Genomic DNA, 19,442 nt, shown 5'->3' on the forward strand with positions numbered 1-19,442 from the left:
TGAAATCGTTAATGCTTGAAAAATGCGCTCCAGTGCAATATAGTAAAGGCAGGATAGTCGCATGAGGTTTATGTTTCCGGAGCTAGTTTTGTACGGAGCTTAATTAGAGAAACTAATGCTGATAGAACTTTTAGGGGATGAAAAGCTGATGCAACTTAAGAAGTTGAATGATAAAAGTATCGACCAATTATTTGAAGCTATTTTAACGTTAAAAAATATGGAAGAATGTTACGTGTTCTTTGATGATTTGTGCACTGTGAACGAGATTCAATCGCTGTCGCAGCGACTGGAAGTAGCGCGTATGCTCGGCAAAGGCTCCACCTACAACCAGATCGAAGCAGAGACGGGTGCAAGTACAGCTACGATTTCCCGTGTAAAACGTTGCCTGAACTATGGCAATGACGGATATAAATTAACGCTGGAACGTTTGGGACGCTAATTTATGGTACCGGGCGTACTTATTATCAGTCATGGTTCTCGCGATAAGGCTTGGGTTTCAATCGTAGAGGAAGCCGTAAGCGGATTATCGCTAGGTGAAGAGATTCCTGTTGTGGTCTCTTTTTTAGAGCTGGTAGAGGGCCGTCTGATTCAAGATGGAATAAATGAGCTGGAACACGCAGGGATCACAGATATTATTGTGATCCCATTGTTCGTTTCCTCAGGAAGCACACATGTCGATGAGATAGAATATGCACTTGGCGCCAAACCTGAGCCTGAACGTGAGACGGATTTAGCGCTGTTCTCAGTGAAGGCTAAAGTTCACTACGGTTATCCTATCGACGATGATCCGGACATCGCTGTAATGATCTGGGACAAGCTACGTGAGCTGTCTACGGAACCGAAGCGAGAGACGATTTTGCTTGTGGGTCATGGCAGTGTATATGATGGCTTCCGTCAGCGCTGGCAGCAAGGCATATCTTCGCTGGCGGGACGTGTACGTGAGGTAAGTGGCGTAGCGGCGGCCGACTATGGTCTGCTGAGTCCAGATAGTGTAAGAAGCAAGGTAGAGTATTGGCAGGAGCAGGGTCACGAGGTTCTGGTGGCGCCGCTTTTTTTGAGTGAAGGCTATTTTACTAAGCATGTGGTTCCTAACAGACTTAAAGGGTTAACCTATAAGTATTCTGGTCAAACGCTTCTGCCCCACCCCCTTCTTCCGCATTGGATTGAGAGACAGGTAGAGACACTCCTCGAACAGATTCGAATGAAACGATAAAGTACCTACCCTTGAGCACACTTAATCATAAAAAAAGTGCCCACATCCGTGGATAATACGGGATTCGTTGCATACACATATAAATAGTTGTTTTTCTCTAAACTCAGTGTCATTAATTGCTGTATAATGGAATATTTGCATGAAAGGGCCTTTAACATTGATTGTAGTGGTCCGAATTAGGTATAATCAATTAGGTTATTCTATTTTAAAAACAGGTGGCGTTCCGGTAATGAAAACTGCGAGATTGATTTATAATCCCACTTCTGGACGGGAAGAAATGAAGAAGCGGCTCGCCGATATTTTGGACCGGCTGGATATTGGTGGCATTGAAGCTACCTGCCATGCAACAACCGGAGAAGGCGATGCTATGCTAGCTGCTGCAGATGCAGTAGAACGCGGTTATGATTTGATCATAGCAGCCGGTGGCGATGGCACTTTAAATGAGGTTATTAATGGTATGGCGGAGAAGCCTAATCTTCCCCCGCTCGGCGTTTTGCCGCTTGGTACTACCAATGATTTTGCACGCGCAATGGGGATCCCGAAGAACTGGGAAGATTCCTGTGATCTGATCATTCGCCAAGAGACACGTCCGATTGATATCGGTAAGGCAAATGACCGTTATTTTATTAATATAGCAGGCGGCGGTAGTCTAACCGAACTGACATATGAAGTTCCTAGTAAGCTGAAGACCATGATTGGGCAGCTTGCGTACTATTTAAAAGGTATTGAAAAAATGGTCAGCCTATCTCCTCAGGAACTAATCATTCGTGCCAATGGGCAGGAAGTTATTCATGATGAGTTTATGCTGTTCCTGATTGCAAATACGAATTCTGTTGGCGGCTTCGAAAAGCTTGCTCCCGGCGCTCGGATCGATGACGGTCTGTTAGACGTTATAGCGGTTAAAAAATGTAACCTGGCAGAGTTTGTCCGTTTGGTCAGATTGGCTCTTCGCGGCGAGCATTTGAATGATAAGAAGGTTATTTATTTCCGTACGGATGCGATGGATGTAATCTCTCCAGGACATGTCCAATTGAACTTGGACGGCGAACTGGGTGGAGAATTGCCAGGGCGATTCCGGATTTTGCCACAGCATTTGCGGATTTTTGCTGAAAATAACTAAGCTAAGAGCGATTGTAGATGATTGTGGGATATATAGTTATGATAATTGGGTTTATACAGCGATGATAATGAAAGAAGTGAACTATAAATAATGAGTAAACACCGCAGTGGACGCAGCACCAGCCGCCCAGTCGGCAAGGCGCCTGTCGCCGGACTGCCTGTGAATAAAAATGATGAGGTTATGCTCGATATTATCGGCATGACCCATGAAGGTGAAGGGGTAGGCCGCGTAGAAGGCTTTACCCTTTTTGTGCAGGGAGCTCTTCCCGGAGAGAAGGTCCGGGCAAAGGTGCTCAAGACCAAGAAGCAGTATGGCTACGCCAAGCTGCTGAATTTAGTAGAAGCGAGCAGCGCCCGCATCGCGGCGCCTTGCGAGATCTATGACCAATGCGGCGGCTGTCAGCTGCAGCATATGGACTATGCGGCACAGCTGGCGTGGAAACGGCAGCTGGTGGTGGACAACCTGGAGCGGATTGGGAAGCTCCGGGTGAGTGGTGGTGGCAGAGACGCTGGAACGGATCAGGCAGCGGGCATTCTCGTCCGCCCAACACTGGGCATGGACGAGCCTTGGCGTTATCGCAACAAGGCTCAGGTGCCGATTGGCGTAACAGAAGGCGGCCTTGTGGGCGGCTTTTACGCGAGAGGAAGCCACCGGATCATCGATATGGAAACATGCCTGATTCAGCATGAAGATAACGATGACGTTGTGCGGAAGGTGAAAGAAATCGGACGGAAGCGCGGCATTACTGCTTACGACGAAGAATCCGGCAAAGGCTTACTGCGTCATGTCGTAGTGAAGAAAGCCTTCCGTACTGGTGAGATGATGCTCGTACTCGTCACTAATGGCGAACGTATCCCACATCTGGACGAATGGATCACTGAGATTCGTCGTGAAATCCCAGCTGTTACAAGCATCTGCCAGAACGTGAATACTAAACAGACGAACGTAATCTTCGGTGATACAACGCGTACCCTTTGGGGGAACGATGTTATTTACGATTATATCGGCGATGTGAAATTCGCGATTTCTGCCCGTTCTTTTTATCAGGTTAACCCGGCTCAAACTGAAGTTCTTTACGGTAAGACGGTGGAATATGCAGGACTTACGGGAAACGAGACTGTTATAGATGCTTATTGCGGTATCGGGACGATTTCATTGTTCCTTGCGCAGCATGCTAAGCAGGTCTACGGTGTAGAAATCGTACGTGAAGCGATTGAGGATGCTCGGGCGAATGCCACTTTGAATGGTATGGATAATGTAGTGTTTGAGGTAGGTGCATCTGAGGATGTGATCCCTAACTGGAAAGAGCAGGGGATTACGGCGGATATTATCGTGGTCGATCCTCCGCGAAAGGGCTGCGATCCACGACTTTTGGAGACGATTCTGGCGATGAAGCCGGAACGTGTGGTGTATGTGTCTTGTAATCCGTCGACACTGGCAAGAGACTTGCGGGTGCTCGAAGATGGAGGGTATAAGACAGTGGAGGTGACTCCGGTGGACATGTTCCCGCATACGGTACATGTGGAAGCTGTTTGTTCCTTGATCTATAAGGGTTTTGAATAAGTACTCAGTGAGTTTGGGGACGAAGTGGGGACGTTCGTTTAGATCTGCATTTAGCAGAGTTGGTGGTCGTTATGAATAATAAAATTTTATCCAAAGGAGTCATTCACCTAGGTGAATGACTCCTTTGGATAATTACCGGGAATCTGTAATTTGGTAAAAACTATTTCGAATTGAACCTTCGTCAAAACTCCAGTCAATTCTATATTCTGAGGGGTCTAAAATACGAAAGTGTCCCGTATTTTTGTTTTGCTGTAGTTTGAATCCCTTTCTTTTATCAAGAGTGTTCCAGAAAATAAGCCCTCCCATTGTAGGTAACCTCCAGTTCGGTAAACTCATATTAATCTCTTCCTTTCTGAACAAGTATTTATATTTTAATTTTATTGACAAAAAATCGATTTTTATACCATTCGAATTAATAGTGGGAGAAATTTTCTGAAGTGCAAGTAGAGTACATATGATTCTATTTAAAAGGATAGCTAGGTTAGGGGAAATTGAAGAACGTGCTTTATGCACGCCCTCGATTTTTGTCTAAAATGGAATCAAATTTCTCAGCTGCGGCTTTGTCGGCTGAACTTAGCGCAAACCCATATGTGTTCATGGTGACTTGGATATTTCCATGGCCAAGTCGCTCAGAGATGATCTTTGCATGAACACCCTGATTGATTAGAAGTGTTGCGCTAGTGTGTCTCAGAGTATGAAACTTGATATACCTTAGTTTATTTTTCTTAAGAAAGGCACGAAACCATAAGTATGGTCGTTCTTGATGAAATGCTTTTCCGTCTGGATGGCAGAAAACAAAATTATACTCTCCACCATTCCAAAGATCACCGATTTTATCACGTTCACCTTGCTTGAATAAGTAGTATTCCTTTAATTCTTCTAACATTGAAGTTGGAAGGGCTACTTTACGTTTTGATGATTTTGTCTTAGGTTCTTTTACGTGGGCAATACCTGCAGGGGACATGGAAACGCTCTGTGTGACGCTAAGTACCCCTGATTCCCAATCGACGTGGTGCCATTCAAGCCCGAGTAGCTCGCCACGGCGAAGTCCAGTAGTTAGAGCAAGAGTTATCATAATTCGCCAATGAATAGGTTCATCTTGTAATAAATGAAGTAATTGCTGAACTTCCAGCTCGTCGTAGGGGATAACTTCCTTGTGATTAACCGTGGGCTTCTTCACACCTGAAACTGGATTCTGTTTGAGTAGTTTCCATTCGACCGCTCTTGAAAATATATTTTTTAATACCCGGTGATTAATTTCAATCGAACCTGTAGATAAATTTCCTTTTCTAAAACCTTTACGTGCACCATCTGCGGTTAATGAGTCTAGAAAACTTACAATGTGGATAGTTTTGATTTGATCTAATTTAAAATGTCCAAAAGTTGGTAAATATTCTAGTTTTCAAGTTGGATTGATACATATATAAGGTTTTTTCAGCCAGATGCTTGCGAGCATATTTGGATTCCCATTCCTGAACAAATACTTCGAAGGTCATCTTTTCCGGCGCAATATATTCACCTGCTTCTACTTCGATCTTGAATTTTATTAATTCATCGTTCAAATAGTCCCTCAAGCGTTTTGTCGTCTTTAGTAATGCAGGGTCGTCAATCTTGATCGATTTATATCTCTTCAACCGTTTGCCAGCGGCATCATATCCTGCTTCCACAACTAATCTCCAGGAATTCACTCCGCGTTTCTCAATACTAGCCACAATTCTTAACCTCCAATTCCTTGAATTAAGTTGGTCCCTTGCAGTTTACACAAGAGACCGAGAAATGTTAATTTCATGTTAAGCCGGCTGAACAAGATCAAGATTTGAAGTTTGCTGTTTCTTGCTCACTAATCCAAGCCTCTAAAGTAGCGCGTCTAAAAAGTAGCTTGGAACCGATTTTCATGTGAGGGATGCGTCCAGCTCTGCATTCGGCATACAGCTTATCCTTTGAAATGGCACGTTCAAAAACTTCGTCCCATGCTTCTGCAAATGTCAAGGTGTTACGGTTAGTATGGGAAGCCATGTATTCTGGCGCTGTTGTTGTTTTTATTACTGTATCCATCCGTATATCAATCTCCTTTTAATTAGATTTTTCTGGAACAAAATGTATATTTTATTTTGGTGACTTATCGTGTAGCCTATAGTAGCTTTACTGTGGCTAACCGAATCTACAGTAAATCTTCTATAAACCCTTTAAAATCAGGGTTTAAAGCCGATGTAGCCAACGTAGCCATTAAAACTGACTATGCTTTAAGTAATTTTTGTTCAGTGCCAGTCATGAGCCGTATGCCGCGATACCCTTGTAATGGCGTTGATCCATTAATCCTCAATTTCCCTTGCTTTACATTCATTTTTAAGATCTCAACGAAAAATTCTTGCTTACTGAGTGCTTTGAATCCGTTATCACGACAGTATTGCTTATATGATGGATATATCACTTTGCGATGCACCTTGCATTCTTCATCGACTAGATCGACATAGCAACGATCTTTGACAAATTCTGAGACGTTATTCAACTCATTAATATAGCGTTGCTTAAAGGCATATGCTTCCTCACTCTCTGTGAAGATTAGATTGTCTTCCATCAGTTCGAGCAAGCCTTCTATAGCCCATTCAACGATATACGTTTTCTCATTAATCAGCTTATCCATTAATGACTTATCCCTTTTCTCCTCAGGGATGGTATTGTTGAACATCAAAAATAGGATTCGATCAGTAAAAGCTGAAGTTCCATCGATTTTATTCAGGAAAGGCATGTGGTTACCTGCTGCCACGAGTTTTGTTTTACCATAAAACTGAAAGGGGTCCTTTCCCTTCTTTTCTGCAGTGAGAAGGTCACCTCCGGTTATCGTCTTAATTACGTCAGTAGCCTTTATAGACCCGTTCTCATCCATCTCTGCGCTAATATTTAGTTTTGACTTAAACAACTCAGCTGTCATAAATCGGGTTTCTCCCAGCTGCTTTAGGGACATGGCAGTGGTGTGCTTTGGGCCAATTAATGAACGCCACAATGCTAACCAAACACTTTTTCCTGTATGGGGCAGACCAATAAGCACAAAGAATTTCTTAGCCCGCCATTCATTGCTGATGATATATCCGGTTAATTGTTGTAGCGACTTCTTCTTTAGCGGGTCGCCATCTGTGCAATCATCTAAAAACTTTTTGAAGTAATAACCCTGACTTGCTAATCCGCTATTCGAATACATACGATTGATCCGAATACGGGAAGGAGGTTCCCCGTATTCAGCATCGATATAGCTAGTAAATAAATATGAAGAACAGTGGTGAAGTGTAGTTTTAGTGTTTATGTTATACACGCCGTTCTTGAAATTGATTAAATTATTGTGATTGTCGAACTCGTCGTGATTCACTTGAAGATCAGGACTACTTATTATGCGATGGACAACATCTGAAATCTTGTGCTTGTTTAGTTTCAAATCCATCTCATGACTTAAACTGCCACGAATTGCGACATGAAGACTGGATTCGGTTTGTTCTTCATAGCAGCCAAACTCGTCTTTGTAGAGGAACACACTAGAACCACAGCAACGTACTGTTCTTTTTTCAAGAAAAGCCAATTTTACTTGAACGTCAAAGGGTATCCGTGACACGACGTTATTCTCTTCTGGTTCGATTTCGCTACCAGTCAGTACTAATGGGGTCTTGTTCAACTCAATGACAGAGTCATTAATCGACTCGTTGTGTTTCTCGTAGTATTCTTGATTTAACTGGCTCTGCGTGGGAGCAGGGGCGATATCAATTTCATCAATATTAATGGAATGTGATTCAATATATGATTTGCTGAAAATACCATTTTCAGATTGAGCATAGTCATTGTCGATTAATTCGGTATCCATTGATTCTAGGGTCGCTCTATCTAGTCTTCCAACATTAAGTGTATTGAGTGCTACTACATAAGCATCAACATCATCGGTAATATTTCTTTGTTGATTGACTTTTTTTTATTGGTCCTCATATACTTCACCTTCCAATTGGTGTAGGTACTGAGATAACCCTGGAAATTGCTGGTTCAATATACTGTGTGCAATTGTTTTTATTTTTTCACTCGCTTGACTTGAAGTAGTGAATAAATGACTGATCTTTTGGATTGGTAAACTCCCATCATATAATGAAAACTGAATAAAATCAGGGCAATGAAGAAGAACTATTAGTAATTTGTCGTCATGTTCCTCATTATCATTGGAAAGCTCGTAATACTGACCGCTGCTATTAATATGAAACTTAATGTCATCTTGCTCCCTGCAGTCGATCCATATTCTTGTTAAATCGGAAGAGTTACCTGAAGGGAATAAAAAGCACTTTTTACCATATTGACCTTTGCAAACTTTACCTTGATTACTTGCAAACCCAATAAATAGATTGAACGGGTCAAGTGTCGTATCATCGATGAAAACTCCAGATTCTATCCCATTACTGGCTAAAAGTTGGATATCTTTTTTCTTTTTGATCTGTTGATAAGCTAGCTTACTTTCCTTTTCAGTCATACTACTAAGTAATGTTTTTGTGATCATTCGTGTTTCTCCTTATGACGATTTATTGTGAAGCGCCTCTGTGAATGATCATACTTCAATAGACATCCTTGAAACTTCCGATAACCCAATTAGTTTTTCTAGGAATACGTCTAGTTTTTATTTTTGATTCGTGATAAAATTTATGGTTAAAAAATGGAGTTGTCTCTCATTGAGAGACAACTCCATTTAAAGAAATACTTATTGAAAATAGTTAACTTCAATTACATCCGAAATTGCATTGACTATCTGACAATCACTCAATAACATCAGATCATATTTATCATAGCCATTGTTTTTTAAGTATTGATATGGCTGCATAAAAATATTGCTTAAAGTTGTTTTATGCAGAGCAGAAGCTTTATTGAGAATTTTTAATATGTCGCGAATCTGCTCAAAGGGTAGTTCCGCAAGTTCCCACTCACCATGCATTCTTGCACCAAATATGTTTGAGCGTACACCAGGAATTACCAATGGTTTGACTGGGTCATCGATGAAATTATTACGCCCATACTCCTCCATAACCATTTTCATAGTGTGATCATTGAAAGAGAAAGTTCCCTGCTTCCAGAGGTAATGAAAATAGGCTTCCATCAAAGGAATAGTTATCAGTGCCATGCCTATAAGAGCAGAGCTTAATTTTTTGATTCTTATTAAATGTTCATCAGCGCTCGTTATCACTATATTATGGTTACTTTTAACACAGGGGTCAGGACTTCCAACTAGCATTGAGGTTAAATAATACAATCTACCATTAACGTTTGGAAGTAGCGCCACTTTGCTTAATAATTGATAATAATGATTTTTGGCTTCATTAGCGTAATGCATAGTCATCATTGCTATTTTATTCGCAAGCCCTAATTGATATTCTCGTTCAAATAAAATCCGGTTTAAGGTAGGATGATAACTTAACTGATTTCCCTCAAACAAGCGTTCAATCCTGTCGATGCTCGGGAATTGATCTAATAAATATTTGAAATTATCGTAAAAATGTAGGTGTAAGTTCCCCCCTATTTCCTTATTCTGCTTGAGGTAGTTCCAACTATGCAGACTACTCGTGTAGTTGTTGATGACCTTATGAGAATCTGTATGGACCGCTTGAAATGCAATCAATGGAGATACAAAGGCTGGGATAGCATGGGGGGAATCGTCCGAGAGTGGGAGCATCCAGTGATCAGCAAGTTTTTTGAAGTGCTCTTGTGCAACTCGAGGAATATTCTTATCTCCGAATAGGTTATTAACAGGTTTTTCGTTGGTTAAGGCAACATCAAAAAAATCAAATACCCGCGTAAATAAAGCTCCGTTTCGATTTATATTCCCTTCGGATTTAGTTAGTTGCACCATATATGTATTAACAATTATATGCAGGATTAGCTCTGATTTTAAAATAGAGTTTTCGTTACTGACATTAAAAAATTGTCTTATCTCATAAGGAATTAGATGCAAACAACATTCAAAGGCATATTTGGCTAATGTTGAAATCTCAGAAATTTCTTTAGGGACACGGGCTGGTAAATTATAAGTATCGAGTAATGATTCCATAGTGTCTTGTGAAGTGGCATTAATATATAACATTCTTTAGGATTCTCCTTTAAATCGGTTGCAACTGGTGCTCTTTCTAATAATATAATCCGTTACTGCACTCCGCTGAATTCGATGGACATTATGAACTCGAAACGACTCGATTTCTCCAGAGTTTATCAGCTTATATGCCGTGTTCATACCGATTTGCAAGAGCTCGGCTAATTGTCCGACAGTGATAATTTCATTATAGTCATCATACATTTAATGTCACCACCAATTAGTATCTATTTACATAATTGTTTCATTATTAAACATTATACTTCGTTATCTCACCTTATGTTGCATTACATAGCATCCATGGAGAATAAGGAATGATTCTAATATTCGCAAGAATTCGTAGATTTATGATCCTGAAGGCTATGTTCTGCCCTTCCGAAAACCACTATCTAGCATAGTGTCAGAAGTATAATATATATTTACAATTTTCGATCTTGCAGGTACCTCCTGAAAAAACCTCCCTCAGCCATATATAGGGTGGGGGAGGTTTTGATTTCTCATGCGATTGCAGTTCTGCATTTTTCTGATAGTCGATTCTGTAAGATTTGCAGCATATGTTGCTCGGAGATATTCTGCATTTGCGTTTTCTGGACCCTTTCATCAAAACCGTCTAAGCTTGAATCTTTTGGCTGCCTTAATTGTTTGAGTGTCGATTGTTCGGATGTATTTTTTGCTTCAGCTAGTTGGTTAGAGAAGCTTTTATAGTAGTTGAAGTAAATGTGGAATTGCTAGTAATGATTTCAGATAAAGCCGATTGATTATTGAGCCAGCCCATCTGTTGATAGTAAGAATATAGCTATCTGGGACGACGATCATTTGCTTTTGTTTATCCCATGTGAGCGTTCCTTTATACAGGTCGCTCCCAACACGGATTCGGCTAACACATTTCTTCATACTGTCCGTGATCACGCTTTTAGTAGCCCCTTCTTCGTTTATACCTGATTTAACTTGCTCATTGCCAACATCGATGAAAGTAATCCGAGTTTTGATATGCCACAGATGGCGACGAAGTTAGAACCGCCATCTTCGCTCCGACGATATGTGAGCCACTCATCAATGAGTTAGTTATTCCGTTTCAACAATAATATCTGCATGAAACTTCATTGCCGTTTCCATTGCCTTAATATACCTTCGAATATAAGAATGAGGACAAATGCGATTTACATTAATCCTCGTTCTTTTAAACTGACATATTTATGATGGCCGATGACAATATGATCCAGCACTTCGATTCCAATAATAGTTCCAGCATCTGTCAAACGTTTTGTGATTTCCCCATCCTCCGGGCTTGGATCTGGATTTCCGCTAGGATGGTTGTGAATACATATTATCGATGCACTATTGCGTTTAATAGCTGGACGAAACACTTCTCTTGGATGAACTATACAAGCGTTGAGGCATCCAATAGATATGAGTTCTTTTGCAATAACTCCGTTCTTTGAATCGAGCATTAATATGACAAAGTGCTCTACTTTTAAATATTGCATCTCAGGTTCGGCTAGTATGTAGACATCTTCAGGACTCAGGATCTTACGAATTGGCGGCGTAGATATCGACATCGTTTGTGCAAGCTTTAATGCAGCAATGATCTGACGCGCCTTGATTTTTCCAATTCCTTTAATTGAAATCAGCTCTTGTTCGGTGACATCGATCAATTCCGCTGTAGTAGGAAATTTGGTAAAAATTTCTTCAATAATGTAGCTGCGAGGGTTTTCACGAATAGAATTTGCTAACCAATATTTCAGCTCGTACTGGGTACCCTTCATAAAATTATCTGACTCCTTAATAAATTTTATTTGATAAATTATTGAGCTGCTTGCTGTTTCGGATTGTACACCCTTCACCAAGCGACTCATCTGCGAAGGCAGATGCTTATGGTTTTGGTGAATCTTATATTTGTCCGTAAAGACACCGAGCATCCGATCAACGGATGCTCGTCTATTTGCTATATAGCCTGGGATTTCTGCAAGATCTTTTTTTGGATAGATTTTTGAACGACCGTCCAATCGTTCAGCTGCTTGTAAATAATGCTTGATTAGAATTTAGTCACTCATCGACTCAAACGCCAAGTACGTGCCATGGTTCTTCTCTTACGTAAACATTGATTCGAAATTTGCTGTTATCATATCATCTCCTTGTAATATTTAGGTTCAAGTATAGGTAACAGCCAAACGATGATCTATCTTGGTTATCAAAGATATAATATAGATTTGATTGTTTATAAATTACTTATAGACGCTAGATTAAGGAATTATGATAGGATAAGGGATTGTAAATAGGTCTCTAGGAGGATTAGAGCAGAAGTTGAAGAATATTAAATAATAAACAATCTGTAAATCCTTGTTTATCTAATAGGAAAAACAGGATGAATTTTGCATTAGAGAGTCGGAATACACTTTCGATGACAGCTAATTATCAAAATATAGGGTTATAGTGGAATGAGCATTGTAGTAGGGCAGTTGTAGTATATGTTATAAGAAGGTGGGAAACCGATGAGTAATAAAGTTAAGCGATTACAGGCTGAGATCATGAGCGTACGTAATCAGAGACACAAACTACTCTTCATTAAGTTAGAAAAATCAAATCGAATGAACGATGTTTTAACTGATCTAAAAAGAGAAGACATCTCATCAATAAATATTAGCCGGTATCTCTCTGATCAATTAAGATTTATTTCTTCGGACAAGCGCCCGTTCCAGGTGGTAAAATGGCTGAGGAAGGTTATCGCTGAACAAAATAATGATGTTATCTTTCTACACAATATAGAATACTTATTTGATCACGAATTAAAACAAAATCCCGTCAAGCTAATGGAAGCGCTCAGCGGGAACACAGTACTTCTTATCTTATGGCCAGGTGAAGAAGAGCAAGGAGTGCTTAAGTATGCAACTCCTGAGCATTCAGAGTATTATCAAAATGACGAATATAGTAATAGGATATTTGTTTACTAATTAGAGGAGGCACTTTCCGATGAAGTATAGAGATTTAATTCAATTTGAACCAATAAAGTCCGTCGTTGTTTTGAAGGATACAGCTGAAGATCATTTAGCTCAAAGGCTTGTAGATACGTATGTTATCTCCGATCGGATGGCGGAAGTTATTGATGATGTAATTATAGAACAACTTCAATTTCAAAGACCGATAGATCATAAGGGAATTATGGTTGTAGGTAACTATGGTACCGGTAAATCTCACTTAATGAGCGTAATTGCAGCAATTGCAGAATTCGATGGAACGTCCAATTTCATACACAATGAAATTATTGCTGAAAAAGCGGCAAGAGAAATTGAAGGTAAGTTTAAAGTGTTGCGAGTAGAATTTGATGGAATACAGGTTTCCCTAAGTGAAGTTTTATATCAAGAGATGACAAATTATCTTCAAGAAATTGGCGTTGATTACACGATGCCGAATATATCTACATTAATCAGTAATAAAGATGAAATGAAACGAATGATGGCTGCCTTTCATGAGGTTTATCCTGATCATGGTTTTTTGCTTGTTATTGACGAGCTGCTTGACTATTTGCGTACACGTAAAGAGCAAGAGCTGATACTTGACTTAGGCTTCTTACGTGCAATGGGAGAAATATGCCAAACAACACGCTTCCGTTTTATGACTGGAGTGCAGGAGATGCTTTTCGATAATCCTAAATTCCAATTTGTCGCTGCGGAGCTCCGCCGAGTTAAAGAACGTACTGTTCAGGCGATCATAGTTCGAGAGGACATTGAATTCGTGGTTTCCCAGCGGCTGTTGAGGAAGGATGACCGTCAAAAGGCTCTCATTCGCGAGCATTTGCTTAAATTTGCACCGCTATATGATAAGCTCGGGGAGCAAATTGAAAAGCACGCTGCGTTGTTCCCTATACATCCCGCGTATTTATCGGCGTTTGAAAATGTTAGGGTAGTAGAAAAGCGTGTTGCGCTTACAACTATAAGCGAGGAAATTGAGAAGCTTCTTGATAATGATGTTCCGGACAATAACCCAGGAGTTATCTCTTATGATAACTACTGGCTTTATATTCAGGGGGATCGTACTTTACGTACTGATAGAGATGTGCGTGAAGTTTTAGAAAAGTCAGATGTGTTGATGGACCGTATCGAAAACGGTTTTCCTAAAGCGAAGGCCTCGTACAAGCCAATGGCAAAGCGGATTGTTCGGGCGCTCTCAGTATTTAGATTAACTACGGATGATATCAAGGTGAAAATTGGAGTAACTTCATCTGAGTTAAGGGACCAGTTGTTTTTGTACATCGATTTCCCAGATCTAGATTCTGATTTTTTGAATGCCACAATTGATACGGTATTGAACGAAATAATGAAATCTGTGAGTTATCAATTCATTTCATTAAACCGGGATAATGGGCAATATTATCTTGATCTTGAAAAAGTAACGGATGTAGATTCATTAATTGAGGAAAAAGCAGAATTGCTGGTTGGTAATCAGTTGGATCGGTATTATTTTGAGGTACTTGAGAAACTTACAGATGACGGGTCCCAAAGTTATGTTTCAGGATTTCGCATCTGGCAACATGAACTAAACTGGTATGCTCGAAAGGTTACGAGACCAGGGTATTTATTCTTTGGAGCGCCCAATCAACGTTCTACAGCGCAACCTGAACGAGACTTCTACATTTATATGTTGCAACCGTATGACCTGCCTAAATTTAAAGATGAAAATAAACCTGATGAAGTGTTTTTCAAGCTGGATACGAAGGATGATTTGTTCCATGTTACTTTACGGTTATATGCTGGTGCTCGGGAAATGTTCGCAACAGCTTCCAGCGCTACAAAAAAACTTTATGAGGATAAGGCAGCGGAATATTTGCGGAAGTTAATGAAGTGGCTGGTTGTGAATATGCCATCAGCATACAAAATGACTTATAAAGGTGTGACTAAGAAACTTGCTGATTGGAGTCTGTCAGCTCCTGCAATGCCGACGGTGCGGGAAATTATTGACACGGCAGCAGATGATTGTTTAACGACGTGGTTCGAGGAAAAATACAAAAATTACCCAACATTTCGTCTTAGCAGTGTTAGTATAACGAGAGAGGCTCTATTGAAGACATATATCCCTGAGACATTAAGTCAAATCTCTAACCCAAAGACCAAAACAGCAAAAACAATCTTGGATGGTCTTGTTCTACTGGATGGCGAAAAAATAAATGTAAATAAATCAGGTTATGCAAAATGGGTTATGGAGTTACTGAGTAGTAAAGGACATGGACAGGTTCTTAATGCTTCTGAGCTGCTAGAAGTTCTTCAATCACAGGGGGATTGGGAAGTTAAGAAAACCAAAGAGTTTCAATTAGAACCTGAACTCTTAAGTGTAATCTTAGCTGTGCTTGTCTACACTGGTGATGTAGTAGTTACAATTAATGGTGAGTCGTATGACTCTATGAAATTTTCTCAATTAATTGGACTGAAAGCGGAAGGAATTGCTGAGTTTAGTCATATTAAGAAGCCAAGCGATCTGCCGTTAGCTGAAATGAGAGCGTTGTTTGATTTATTCCATATGAGTCACGGCTTACTTCAACCTGATTCTCAGCCGGTTGGAGTCCAGACACTCCAGACTAAAGTGCAGGAGTTATTGGCTAAAGTTGTTAAGCTTCAACATGATCTCAAGGATAAAATACCCACATGGGAACTGCCATTGCTCTCAGACGAAGATTTGAAGAAACATCAAAATAGCTTGCAAACCATTAATCATTTCTTACAAGGTCTCCAGGTATTCGATACTCCCGCTAAATTGAAAAATTTCAAAAAAGGAATCGATGAAATTAGAAGTCAGCAAGAGTTAATAGAGTTAGTTGATAAACTTATTCAATTAAGGGAATATGCTTCTCAGATCACCAAAAAGGCCAATTATCTTGTGAGTGCAATGAATCATATTCCAATTACAGATGATTGGTATTCGAAAACGGAAGTGGCGCTTGAGGATCTACATCATGCACTCAAGGAAGATGGAGACTGTACAACTGAGCTTAAAGTTATAGAACAGTTGAAGGAACAGTATATCACTGCATATTACGCTCAACACTCTACATCTCGGCTGGGCGCGACTGAAGAAAATAAGTTAAATCAACTCAAGCGTGATGGGCGTATTGATGCTTTACAGACAATATCGTCAATTTCAATTTTGCCTGCACAACAGTTGCATGAATGGAAAACCAAATCAGATGAATTAAAAATATGCTGGAAATTGCAAAAGAGCGAGTTGGAGCATTCTCCTGTTTGTCCACATTGCAAATATCGTCCGAAAGATGAGAAATATGGACAACAAATTACGGCAAAAAAACTAGAAGACGAACTAGAGGAGTTACTTGAGGCGTGGACAAATACATTGTTAGTCAATCTTAATGATAGTGAACTGAAAGATAACATCCAATTGCTATCTTGGGATCAACAGCAAATTATAGAAGGTTTTATAATGGAGAAATCTTTTGGAATGCCTGTTGATTTACGCTTAGTCCAAACGATTAAGGAGGTTTTGGATGGTATTCAGAAAGTCGAACTGCCATTGGCTAGTCTATTAGAGATGGCAGGAGACGGGAATCCATTAACAGTTGAAGAGCTTCGCCTTCGATTCGAGCAATTATTGAAAGATCAGGTTGGTAGCCAAGCTTCGAGTCGGATTCGTATTATGTTGAAGAAGGAGTAGTATATCTATGAGCAATAATTTTATGCAAGGTAATCTTTTTGAGATGAAAAATAAAACCCAAACAGGTCCTGTGACCTGTTTGGGTTTAAACTTTGATAATGATGAGACACGTCGTAAATATTTCACAGAGGAACTACGCAAAAAACTGCCGGATCTGAAGAATATAGCAGGGTACCCTATGGGGGAAGACGAGGCGATTTTAGCGTTATCCGACCCACCTTACTACACTGCCTGTCCAAATCCCTGGATCAATGATTTTATTGTGGAATGGAATAAAGAAAAGCAAGAAAAATATGGAAAAGATAAGCAGGACTATCATCGAGAACCCTTTGCAGCTGATGTCAGTGAAGGCAAAAATGATCCGATCTATTTAGCTCATAGTTATCATACTAAAGTTCCTTTTAAGGCTGTAATGAGATATATTCTGCACTACACTGAACCTGGTGATATTGTATTTGATGGTTTTAGTGGATCAGGTATGACTGGAGTTGCCGGGAATTTATGTGGGGATGCATCGAAGGTAAACGAACTATTAGACAGTAATGGTGAAAATCATTATAAAGTTGGAAAGCGAAATGTTCTTTTGAATGATTTATCCCCTGTTGCGTCACACATCAGTTCCTCATTTAATCATATCACATGGGATGTAGAAGCAATTGAAGAATTAGAATTAGTAATAAATGAAGTAGAGAAGAAGCTTGGTTGGATGTATCAAACTAATCATAATAATTCTCAGGTTCATAAAGGCAAGATAAATTATGTAGTATTCAGTGAGGTTTTTGTTTGCTCTAATTGTAATCAAGAAGTTGTTTTTTGGAATGAAGCTGTTGATATTGAAAATGGTATTGTAAAGGATGCTTTTATTTGCAAGCATTGTGGAAGTGAAATTTCAAAAAGAGTATTAGAAAAGCTGCAGGTGAAAAAATATGACTCAAGATCAAATGAAGTATATTCCCAAAATAAAATGATCCCAGTTCTGATAAGCTATACTTATCAAAATAAACGATTTGAGAAAGAACCTGATGCCGATGATATTAGATTGTTGGATAAAATTGATGAGTATGATGTGGGTTTTAATTATCCTAATAATGATTTGATATATGGTGATGAAATTGGCAGACTAAAAGGCTCTTTTCACACAAAGGTGTCGCATTTACTCTCTAAGAGAAATAATATTGTTCTTTATGAGTTTTTAAAAAGTGTAGATAAATGTGATGGGAAAATTAAGAAAATAGGACGTTTCCTTTTGACAGCAGCACTTAGCAACTTATCGTGGATGTATAGGTGGCGGGCAAACAATAAGGGAGGAACTACTTCCGGGACATACTATATTTGCTCAACTCCCCAAGAGAACAACCCGTTCATTCAATTAGAACGAAAATTAAAAGATTTTAAAAAAATTACCTCAAATGGTACTTATAATAACGTTGTCAGTGTACAATCGTCCACTAAAGTTTGTATCAAGGATGCATCGATCGATTATATTTTTATAGATCCCCCTTTCGGAGCAAATCTAATGTATTCTGAACTTAACTTTTTATGGGAATCGTGGTTAAAAGTCTTTACCAACAACGAAGATGAAGCAATTATTAACAATAATCAGAGAAAACTAATTGACGACTATAAGTCTTTAATGCACGAGTGTTTCAAAGAAAATTATCGGATTCTAAAACCAGGTCGTTGGATAACAGTTGAGTTTAGCAATTCAAAAGCCAGTGTATGGAATGCGATCCGAGAAGCAATTGAAAAAGCGGGATTCGTAATAGCTAATGTTTCATCATTAGATAAAAAGCAAGGGAGCTTCAAGGCAGTAACAACCACCACTGCTGTCAAACAGGATTTAGTTATTTCCGCATATAAACCCCATAGTGCTATCATTGAGCAAATGAAAAATGAACAGAATACTGAGGAGTCTGCTTGGACTTTTATTAAACAACACTTGGAGCAATTACCCGTTTTTATTGGAAAAAAAGGAAACGCGGAAATAATTGTTGAACGAACGCCTAGAATTTTATTTGATAGAATGGTTGCTTATCATGTGCAAAATGGTTATTTGATACCAATTTCATCAGGGGATTTTCAATCAGGAATAGAGCATCGTTTCCCAATGCGCGATGGCATGGCCTTCTTAGAGACTCAGGTTGCAGAATACGATAAAAAGAGAATTGCAAAAGAGTTTACTCAGATGAGTTTATTTGTCGCTGATGAGAACAGTGCTATTGAGTGGTTACGCCAGCAACTTATGAAGAAGCCACAAACTCGACAAGAGCTTCACCCTAACTTTATGAAAGAAATCCAGCATATTGCTAAACATGAAGTGCTACCGGAATTAGATGCACTGCTCGAACAAAATTTCTTGATCTACGATGGCATAGAAGATGTTCCAAGTCAAATTCACACTTACTTAAGTTCGGATTATAAAGAACTAAGAAATCTTGCCAAAAATGATAATAGATTAAAGATAAAAGCTAAAGATCGTTGGTATGTACCTGACCCGAACAAACAATCCGACTTGGAAAAATTAAGGGAAAAATCATTATTGCGAGAATTTGAAGCATATCGTGAAGAGATTATTAACAACCGCAAAAAACTAAAGCAGTTCCGTACAGAAGCTATTCGGGTAGGTTTTAAAAAAGCTTGGGGCGAAAAAGATTACCATACAATAGTTTCTATTGGTGAACGCCTTCCCGAGAGTGTGCTGCAAGAAGATGACAAATTGCTTATGTACTTCGACAACTCTCAAATTAGACTCGGGTTGTAGTTAAGGAAGTGAAATTAATTTGAGT

15 protein-coding genes are annotated in these 19,442 nt (G+C 39.5%); 7 read left to right on the forward strand and 8 right to left on the reverse strand.

Features of this window, described 5'->3' with window-relative positions; all coding sequences use genetic code 11:
- Positions 1-148: 148 nt before the first annotated feature.
- The 4 genes from MKY99_RS03415 to rlmD all read left to right on the forward strand — a co-directional run bounded on the left by MKY99_RS03415 (position 149) and on the right by rlmD (position 3,896).
- Positions 149-439 (forward strand): YerC/YecD family TrpR-related protein, encoded by a 291-nt coding sequence (locus MKY99_RS03415; protein WP_019913624.1) that lies wholly within the window; start codon positions 149-151, stop codon positions 437-439.
- A 3-nt stretch (positions 440-442) separates the two neighbouring features.
- Entirely contained in the window at positions 443-1,213 is a 771-nt protein-coding gene (locus MKY99_RS03420; protein WP_339244740.1) for a CbiX/SirB N-terminal domain-containing protein, read from the forward strand.
- Between the two features lie 229 nt (positions 1,214-1,442).
- The gene (locus MKY99_RS03425) at positions 1,443-2,333 is read left to right on the forward strand and encodes a diacylglycerol kinase (RefSeq protein WP_042184783.1); all 891 of its coding nucleotides are present in this window, start codon (positions 1,443-1,445) and stop codon (positions 2,331-2,333) included.
- Between the two features lie 90 nt (positions 2,334-2,423).
- Positions 2,424-3,896, forward strand: a complete 1,473-nt coding sequence (gene rlmD / locus MKY99_RS03430) for a 23S rRNA (uracil(1939)-C(5))-methyltransferase RlmD (RefSeq protein ID WP_042184785.1) — start codon at positions 2,424-2,426, stop codon at positions 3,894-3,896.
- A 505-nt stretch (positions 3,897-4,401) separates the two neighbouring features.
- On the opposite strand, the gene MKY99_RS03435 is transcribed toward rlmD, so the two are convergent.
- The 8 genes from MKY99_RS03435 to radC all read right to left on the reverse strand — a co-directional run bounded on the left by MKY99_RS03435 (position 4,402) and on the right by radC (position 12,005).
- On the reverse strand, positions 4,402-5,076 hold the full coding sequence (locus MKY99_RS03435) for a site-specific integrase (RefSeq protein WP_339268671.1): 675 nt from the start codon (positions 5,074-5,076) through the stop codon (positions 4,402-4,404).
- Positions 5,077-5,263: 187 nt separating this feature from the next.
- The gene (locus MKY99_RS03440) at positions 5,264-5,608 is read right to left on the reverse strand and encodes a hypothetical protein (protein ID WP_339268673.1); all 345 of its coding nucleotides are present in this window, start codon (positions 5,606-5,608) and stop codon (positions 5,264-5,266) included.
- Positions 5,609-5,705: 97 nt separating this feature from the next.
- Positions 5,706-5,951, reverse strand: a complete 246-nt coding sequence (locus MKY99_RS03445; RefSeq protein WP_042184791.1) for a helix-turn-helix domain-containing protein — start codon at positions 5,949-5,951, stop codon at positions 5,706-5,708.
- A 181-nt stretch (positions 5,952-6,132) separates the two neighbouring features.
- Complete coding sequence (locus MKY99_RS03450) at positions 6,133-7,746, reverse strand: phage/plasmid primase, P4 family (RefSeq protein ID WP_052404142.1); 1,614 nt, start codon at positions 7,744-7,746, stop codon at positions 6,133-6,135.
- 105 nt (positions 7,747-7,851) lie between these two features.
- Positions 7,852-8,421, reverse strand: a complete 570-nt coding sequence (locus MKY99_RS03455; RefSeq protein WP_042184792.1) for a hypothetical protein — start codon at positions 8,419-8,421, stop codon at positions 7,852-7,854.
- A gap of 198 nt (positions 8,422-8,619) precedes the next feature.
- Positions 8,620-9,993, reverse strand: a complete 1,374-nt coding sequence (locus tag MKY99_RS03460; protein ID WP_042184794.1) for a hypothetical protein — start codon at positions 9,991-9,993, stop codon at positions 8,620-8,622.
- A 3-nt stretch (positions 9,994-9,996) separates the two neighbouring features.
- Entirely contained in the window at positions 9,997-10,203 is a 207-nt protein-coding gene (locus tag MKY99_RS03465; RefSeq protein WP_042184796.1) for a helix-turn-helix domain-containing protein, read from the reverse strand.
- Positions 10,204-11,159: 956 nt separating this feature from the next.
- On the reverse strand, positions 11,160-12,005 hold the full coding sequence (gene radC, locus MKY99_RS03470; protein WP_231573380.1) for a DNA repair protein RadC: 846 nt from the start codon (positions 12,003-12,005) through the stop codon (positions 11,160-11,162).
- Positions 12,006-12,491: 486 nt separating this feature from the next.
- Here radC and brxF point away from each other — a divergent pair, with 486 nt between their 5' ends.
- Genes brxF through MKY99_RS03485 form a run of 3 tightly spaced genes read left to right on the forward strand, consistent with a single transcriptional unit; the run spans position 12,492 to position 19,417 of the window.
- Entirely contained in the window at positions 12,492-12,950 is a 459-nt protein-coding gene (gene brxF / locus MKY99_RS03475; protein WP_042184798.1) for a BREX-3 system P-loop-containing protein BrxF, read from the forward strand.
- Positions 12,951-12,969: 19 nt separating this feature from the next.
- Positions 12,970-16,656 carry a DUF6079 family protein gene (locus tag MKY99_RS03480; protein ID WP_042184800.1) on the forward strand — a complete coding sequence of 1,229 codons (3,687 nt, stop codon included), beginning with the start codon at positions 12,970-12,972 and terminating at the stop codon, positions 16,654-16,656.
- Positions 16,657-16,663: 7 nt separating this feature from the next.
- The gene (locus MKY99_RS03485; protein WP_042184802.1) at positions 16,664-19,417 is read left to right on the forward strand and encodes a DNA methyltransferase; all 2,754 of its coding nucleotides are present in this window, start codon (positions 16,664-16,666) and stop codon (positions 19,415-19,417) included.
- Positions 19,418-19,442 lie beyond the last annotated feature (25 nt).

The organism is Paenibacillus sp. FSL R5-0470, from assembly GCF_037975205.1.
In the GTDB taxonomy this organism is placed as follows: domain Bacteria; phylum Bacillota; class Bacilli; order Paenibacillales; family Paenibacillaceae; genus Paenibacillus_AQ.

What these genes read in the sequence shown, in the direction of transcription:
- MKY99_RS03415 (WP_019913624.1), top strand. Translation starts at nt 149, where the DNA reads ATGCAACTTAAGAAGTTGAATGATAAAAGTATCGACCAATTATTTGAA.
- MKY99_RS03420 (WP_339244740.1), top strand. Translation starts at nt 443, where the DNA reads ATGGTACCGGGCGTACTTATTATCAGTCATGGTTCTCGCGATAAGGCT.
- MKY99_RS03425 (WP_042184783.1), top strand. Translation starts at nt 1,443, where the DNA reads ATGAAAACTGCGAGATTGATTTATAATCCCACTTCTGGACGGGAAGAA.
- rlmD (WP_042184785.1), top strand. Translation starts at nt 2,424, where the DNA reads ATGAGTAAACACCGCAGTGGACGCAGCACCAGCCGCCCAGTCGGCAAG.
- MKY99_RS03445 (WP_042184791.1), bottom strand. Translation starts at nt 5,951, where the DNA reads ATGGATACAGTAATAAAAACAACAACAGCGCCAGAATACATGGCTTCC.
- MKY99_RS03450 (WP_052404142.1), bottom strand. Translation starts at nt 7,746, where the DNA reads ATGGATACCGAATTAATCGACAATGACTATGCTCAATCTGAAAATGGT.
- MKY99_RS03455 (WP_042184792.1), bottom strand. Translation starts at nt 8,421, where the DNA reads ATGATCACAAAAACATTACTTAGTAGTATGACTGAAAAGGAAAGTAAG.
- MKY99_RS03460 (WP_042184794.1), bottom strand. Translation starts at nt 9,993, where the DNA reads ATGTTATATATTAATGCCACTTCACAAGACACTATGGAATCATTACTC.
- MKY99_RS03465 (WP_042184796.1), bottom strand. Translation starts at nt 10,203, where the DNA reads ATGTATGATGACTATAATGAAATTATCACTGTCGGACAATTAGCCGAG.
- brxF (WP_042184798.1), top strand. Translation starts at nt 12,492, where the DNA reads ATGAGTAATAAAGTTAAGCGATTACAGGCTGAGATCATGAGCGTACGT.
- MKY99_RS03480 (WP_042184800.1), top strand. Translation starts at nt 12,970, where the DNA reads ATGAAGTATAGAGATTTAATTCAATTTGAACCAATAAAGTCCGTCGTT.
- MKY99_RS03485 (WP_042184802.1), top strand. Translation starts at nt 16,664, where the DNA reads ATGAGCAATAATTTTATGCAAGGTAATCTTTTTGAGATGAAAAATAAA.